The 6,288-nt window shown below is 38.3% G+C and carries 4 protein-coding genes; 3 read left to right on the top strand and 1 reads right to left on the bottom strand.

The genetic code is table 11. The features are described from left to right. Positions 1–226: 226 nt before the first annotated feature. The gene (locus BU038_RS04840) at positions 227–1,843 is read left to right on the top strand and encodes a BCCT family transporter (protein ID WP_107605075.1); all 1,617 of its coding nucleotides are present in this window, start codon (positions 227–229) and stop codon (positions 1,841–1,843) included. A gap of 122 nt (positions 1,844–1,965) precedes the next feature. On the opposite strand, the gene cudC is transcribed toward BU038_RS04840, so the two are convergent. Then, positions 1,966–2,520 (bottom strand): choline uptake/conversion transcriptional regulator CudC, encoded by a 555-nt coding sequence (gene cudC, locus BU038_RS04835; protein WP_107605074.1) that lies wholly within the window; start codon positions 2,518–2,520, stop codon positions 1,966–1,968. A 224-nt stretch (positions 2,521–2,744) separates the two neighbouring features. Between cudC and betB the strand changes: the two genes are divergently transcribed. Together betB and betA are read left to right on the top strand one after the other, a co-directional pair. Next, positions 2,745–4,235, top strand: a complete 1,491-nt coding sequence (gene betB / locus BU038_RS04830; protein WP_107605073.1) for a betaine-aldehyde dehydrogenase — start codon at positions 2,745–2,747, stop codon at positions 4,233–4,235. Between the two features lie 119 nt (positions 4,236–4,354). Next, positions 4,355–6,043 carry a choline dehydrogenase gene (betA, locus tag BU038_RS04825; protein WP_107605072.1) on the top strand — a complete coding sequence of 563 codons (1,689 nt, stop codon included), beginning with the start codon at positions 4,355–4,357 and terminating at the stop codon, positions 6,041–6,043. The last annotated feature ends 245 nt before the right edge of the window (positions 6,044–6,288 follow it).

The raw sequence follows: 6,288 nt of genomic DNA, 5'->3' as shown, positions 1-6,288 counted from the left end.
GAAATATATATTTATTCATTTTTACCAACATATTTTTCTGTATGAATTTGCATTATTATAAATAATTCGTTAATGTCTTTATGTAACATAAGAAATGGGGAGTTGGAAAAATAAAAAGAGAAGTAGCTTTCGATTTTTATGCTTTCAACGACAATTAATCAATATAGGGAGTACAAAAACATTGCAAAAAGCTAAAAAGCAAAACAAAGCTAAAAAGTCCCAAATTATGGACTGGACAACGTTTTATGGTACTGTCGCTATTTTATTAATTGCTGTCATTCCGATGATGGCATTTCCTAAGGCGAGTCAAACAGTAATCACTGACATTAACGAAGCAGTATCCAATTCACTAGGTGCAGTTTATTTATCACTGGGCTTAATTGTGTTAGGTTTCGTACTGTACATAGCATTCGGCAAATACGGAAACGTAACTCTGGGGAGAGCAAGTGATAAACCGGAATTCGGTAACTTTACTTGGGCAGCGATGCTCTTCTGTGCCGGTATCGGTTCAGATATTTTATACTGGGGCGTTATTGAATGGGCTTTCTATTTCCAAGTACCGCCGCATGGTGAGAAAGGTATGACAGATGCTGCCTTAGAATATGCCACAATGTATGGCATGTTCCACTGGGGTCCAATTGCTTGGGCAATTTATGTCTTGCCAGCTTTACCAATCGGCTACTTAGTTTTCGTGAAGAAGAAACCCGTTTATAAAATCAGTCAGGCTTGTCGACCGATTTTAAAAGGACAAACTGAAAAATTACCAGGTAAAATTGTCGATATCTTATTTATCTTCGGTTTACTTGGCGGTGCAGCGACTTCACTTGGTTTAGGTGTACCAATGATTTCAGCTGGGATTGAACGTTTAACAGGCATTGACGGACATAGTATGGTGTTACGTTCAGCGATTTTAATTACGATTACGGTTATCTTCGCAGTCAGCTCTTATACAGGCTTGAAAAAAGGGATCCAACGTTTAAGTGACGTCAACGTGTGGTTGTCATTTATTCTATTAGGATTTGTCTTTATCGTTGGACCCACAGTATTCATCATGGAAACAACAGTCACTGGTTTTGGAAATATGTTAAAGAATTTCTTCCAAATGGCTACATGGTTAGAACCGTTTGGTGGTATTGATGGACGTAAAGAAACAAACTTCCCACAACAATGGACAATTTTCTATTGGTCATGGTGGATTGTTTATGCGCCATTTATCGGACTCTTTATCGCGCGTATTTCTAAAGGTCGTACATTAAAAGAAGTCATCTTAGGTACGATTATTTACGGTACATTGGGTTGCGTCTTATTCTTTGGTATCTTCGGTAACTATGCAGTGTATCTTCAAATTACACATCAATTCGATGTTGTATCATTCTTGAATGCACATGGTACGGAAGCGGCTATTATTGAAGTCATTCATCAATTACCATTCCATAACATTATTGTGGTGCTGTTCTTGATTTCAGCATTCTTATTCCTAGCAACAACGTTCGACTCAGGTTCATATATTCTTGCTTCAGCATCTCAAAAGAAAGTAATTGGTGAACCATTACGTGCGAATCGTTTATTCTGGGCATTTGCGTTATGTTTATTACCATTCTCATTAATGTTAGTCGGTGGTCAACGTGCGCTAGATGTTCTGAAGACAGCTTCAATTCTCGCCAGTGTGCCGCTTATTGTGATATTCGTCTTTATGATGATATCGTTTATTATCACTTTATCTAGAGACCGTGTTAAATTACAATTACGTGCAGCACGATTACGAGAAGCTGAACACCGTTCCTTGAAAATCAATCAAATTGCAGAGGAACGAGAAGAGGAACAACACGCACAAAGATCTTAATGATGTATAAGTAGCATTAATATTAAAAATAGAAAATGAATGAAGTAAAAACAAAAAATGGCACGCATTCCAAATTTGGAGTGCGTGCCATTTTTATACCGAAATAAGGTATGGAAAGTGTGTTAGACATCTTTCGGGTCAGGAATAGGGAAATATTTAAAGATTTCGCCAGTACGGATAGCTTCGTTGATTTGAGAGAGCCATTCGTAATAGACACGAGAATGTTCGAGTTGTGCATTGACGCGTTGTGCGTATTCATAAATTGCTTCGTCAACATCATCTGATTCTAGAACCTGTTGAATAATTTGTTCTGCCTCATCAAGAGAGTCCATATTGACGTTGATTTCACGACTGAATTTTACATCGAAGAAATGTCTGAAGAACACGAAGAAGTCTTTCTCAGCAACAAAGTGTTGTTTGCGGCTGCCACGTGTAAATTGTTGTTTGACTAAATCATATTCTTGGAGACGTTTCACACCTGTACTCATGCTTGGCTTACTCATCTGCAGCTTCTCGCGCATTTGATCCAAGGTCATATTATCTTCAAATACCATAGTCCCGTAAAGGTTGCCGACACTACGATTAATGCCGTACAAATCCATTGTTTCGCCAATCGCGTTGATCACTAAATCCTTAGCTTCTTCGATGGCTTGTTCATGTTGATTTGAACTTGTCATACTTAAACCTCCGTCCACTACATTTATATTCATTTTAGAGTTATTTCCCGTATTCGTCCAATGTTGAATCATGAATAGTATATCAAAGTACAGGATTATCTTTAACTTGCTATGCAGCGTGTTATATAAAAAGTGAGTTTGACACTTTCTCTTTATTCATGCTAACATAAACTTTGTAAAATTCGTTAAATAAAAATTTAACAAAGTTAACGGGGGTCTAAATGATGGAACTTGTAAAGCGTTTATCTCATCAACAATATATTGATGGTGAGTGGATAGACAGTGCGAACCAAGCCACACGTGAAATAATTAATCCTTATAATCAAGAAGTTATATTCGAAGTATCAGAAGCGGCAGCTGAAGATGCAGAACGTGCAGTGAAAGCAGCAAGACGTGCTTTTGATCAAGGTGACTATGCGAATGAAACAAGTGAAGTCAAAGGACAAAAAGTCAGAGCGATTGCTGATAGAATTAAAGAAAATCGCGAAGAACTTGCGAAATTAGAAACGTTAGATACTGGTAAAACGTATGAAGAATCACTTGCAGATATGGATGATATCCATAACGTCTTTATGTATTTTGCGGGGTTAGCTGATAAAGACGGCGGTGAAATGATTAATTCACCAATTCCAGGAACAGAAAGTAAAGTTGTGAAAGAGCCTGTCGGTGTAGTGACACAAATCACACCTTGGAACTATCCTTTACTTCAAGCATCATGGAAAATTGCGCCAGCCTTAGCTACAGGTTGTTCATTAGTGATGAAACCTAGTGAAATCACACCACTGACAACTATTCGTGTATTCGAATTAATGGAAGAAGTCGGTTTCCCTAAAGGTGTTATTAACTTAGTATTAGGTGCCGGTTCAGTTGTGGGTGATGTGTTATCAGGTTCACCAGAAGTAGACTTAGTGTCATTTACAGGTGGTATTCAAACTGGTAAACACATTATGAAACAAGCAGCTAACCATGTGACAAACGTCGCATTAGAACTTGGCGGTAAAAATCCTAATGTCATTTTTGAAGATGCTGATTTTGATTTAGCAGTGGATCAAGCGTTAAATGGCGGTTATTTCCATGCCGGTCAAGTATGTTCAGCAGGTTCACGTATCATTGTTCAAAACTCTATTAAAGATAAGTTTGAAGAAGCGTTAATTAAACGCGTGAAAAACATTCGTCTAGGTAATGGCTTTGATGATGATACAGAAGTCGGTCCATTAATTTCAGAGGAACATTTAGCTAAAGTTGAAGGTTATATGGATGTTGCGAAAGAAGAAGGCGCAACGATTGCGACAGGCGGTAAACGTCCTGAACGTGACGACTTGAAAGACGGTTTCTTCTTTGAACCGACAGTGATTACGGATTGTGATACGTCAATGCGTATCGTACAAGAAGAAGTATTCGGACCTGTTGTGACAGTTGAAGGGTTTGAAGATGAAGCAGATGCGATTCGTTTAGCGAACGATTCGATTTATGGTTTAGCAGGTGCAGTGTTCTCTAAAGACATTGGTAAAGCACAACGTGTCGCTAGCCGATTACGTATGGGTACAGTATGGATCAATGACTTCCACCCATACTTTGCACAAGCACCTTGGGGCGGATATAAACAATCAGGTATCGGTCGTGAATTAGGTAAAGAAGGTTTAGAAGAGTACTTAGTTTCTAAACACATTTTAACGAACTATCATCCAGAACCAGTAAATTGGTTTAAAGGCTAATGCATTTTAAATAAAGCGAGAATACAGGTGAAATTACTTTCGCCTCTCTGTTCTCGCTCTCTTTTTGGACAAATCGAGATAAATAAGGAATAACCATTATCTATAGGAGGAAGACATAAATGAGTAAATCTTATGATTATGATTATATTATTATCGGCGGGGGCAGTGCCGGTTCAGTTTTAGGTAATCGTTTAAGTGTAGACAAGAATAATGAAGTATTGGTATTAGAGGCAGGACGCAGTGACTATTTCTGGGATTTATTTATTCAAATGCCAGCAGCGTTAATGTATCCATCAGGTAATCGTTTCTACGATTGGATTTACGCAACAAACAACGAACCACATATGGGTGGACGTCAAGTTGCACATGCTCGTGGTAAAGTACTTGGCGGTTCAAGTTCAATCAACGGTATGATTTATCAACGTGGTAACCCAATGGACTATGAAAAATGGGGTTCACCTAAAGGTATGGAAACATGGGATTATGCACATTGCTTACCTTACTTCAAACGTTTAGAAACAACATTCGGTGCAGAACAAGATGATGAATACCGTGGTCACCATGGTCCGATTAAATTAAAGCGTGGACCAGCGAAGAACCCATTGTTCCAAGCGTTCTTTGATGCAGGTGTACAAGCAGGCTACAATAAAACACCTGACGTGAACGGTTTCCGACAAGAAGGTTTCGGACCATTCGATAGCCAAGTTCATAATGGTCGTCGTGTGTCAGCTTCACGTGCTTACTTACATCCAGTAATGAAACGTAAAAACTTACATGTGAAAACACGTGCCTTTGTGACAAAGTTAAACTTCGAAGGTAATAAAGTCACAGGTGTGACATTTAAACGTAACGGCAAATTGCATACGGTTACCGCAAAAGAAGTTATCTTATCAGGCGGGGCATTCAATACACCGCAATTACTTCAATTATCAGGTATCGGTGATTCTGAACACTTGAAATCATTAGGTATTGAACCACGCATCCATTTACCTGGTGTCGGTGAAAACTTTGAAGACCATTTAGAAGTATACATTCAACACGCAGCATCTCAACCTGTCTCAGAACAACCAAGTTTAAACCCATTGAAAATGCCGTTTATCGGTTTACAATGGATTTTCAGTCGTACAGGCCCAGCCGCAACGAACCACTTTGAAGGTGGCGGATTCGTAAGTTCAAACGATGAAGTGAAATATCCAAACTTGATGTTCCACTTCTTACCATTAGCGGTACGTTATGACGGAGAGAAAGCAGAAACAAAACATGGTTTCCAAGTACACGTTGGACCAATGTATTCTAACTCTCGCGGCAGCTTGAAGATTAAATCGAAAGATCCATTTGAACATCCTGACTTTGTGTTCAACTATCTTTCAACAGAAGAAGATAAACGTGAATGGGTAGAAGCTATTCGTGTTGCGCGTAACATCTTATCTCAACCTGCACTTGCGCCATATAACGATGGAGAAATCTCTCCAGGACCAGAAGTTCAAACAGACGAAGAAATTTTAGATTGGGTACGTCGTGACGCTGAAACAGCATTGCATCCATCATGTAGTGCGAAAATGGGGCCTGCTTCAGATCCAATGGCAGTAGTAGATCCATTAACGATGAAAGTACATGGCATGGAAAACTTACGTGTTGTAGACGCTTCAGTTATGCCTACAACTACAAACGGAAACATTCATGCCCCTGTCTTAATGATTGCTGAAAAAGCGGCAGATATTATTTTAGGTAATGATCCAATGAAACCAGAATATATGGATTATTATGTACATGGTAAACATGATAAAGATGCAGGAACAGTTCAATAATTTACTTTTTAAAAGGAGTCTTCAAATAGTGGAAGGCTTCTTTTTTATATACTTTTAGAAAGTCAGTTTGTCGCCATATGATGATACAACATTATAGATGTTTAAGTTTTGATATATAGGGATAAGTGAAGTGTAATGGGGAAGTGTACAAAATTAAATTTCATGTTAAAAATATTTTCCAATATAAAAAAGTGTGAAACTTTCGACATATTTGAAAATAGTTATAGACACTTCTTGAAATTTCA

Source organism: Staphylococcus simulans (genome assembly GCF_003043455.1).
Taxonomy (GTDB): Bacteria; Bacillota; Bacilli; order Staphylococcales; family Staphylococcaceae; genus Staphylococcus; species Staphylococcus simulans_A.
This window is presented reverse-complemented; position numbering and strand designations above follow the sequence as displayed.

Bases quoted from the DNA above. Each gene is read 5' to 3' on its own strand.
- BU038_RS04840 (WP_107605075.1), top strand. From the start codon at position 227: ATGGACTGGACAACGTTTTATGGTACTGTCGCTATTTTATTAATTGCT.
- cudC (WP_107605074.1), bottom strand. From the start codon at position 2,520: ATGACAAGTTCAAATCAACATGAACAAGCCATCGAAGAAGCTAAGGAT.
- betB (WP_107605073.1), top strand. From the start codon at position 2,745: ATGGAACTTGTAAAGCGTTTATCTCATCAACAATATATTGATGGTGAG.
- betA (WP_107605072.1), top strand. From the start codon at position 4,355: ATGAGTAAATCTTATGATTATGATTATATTATTATCGGCGGGGGCAGT.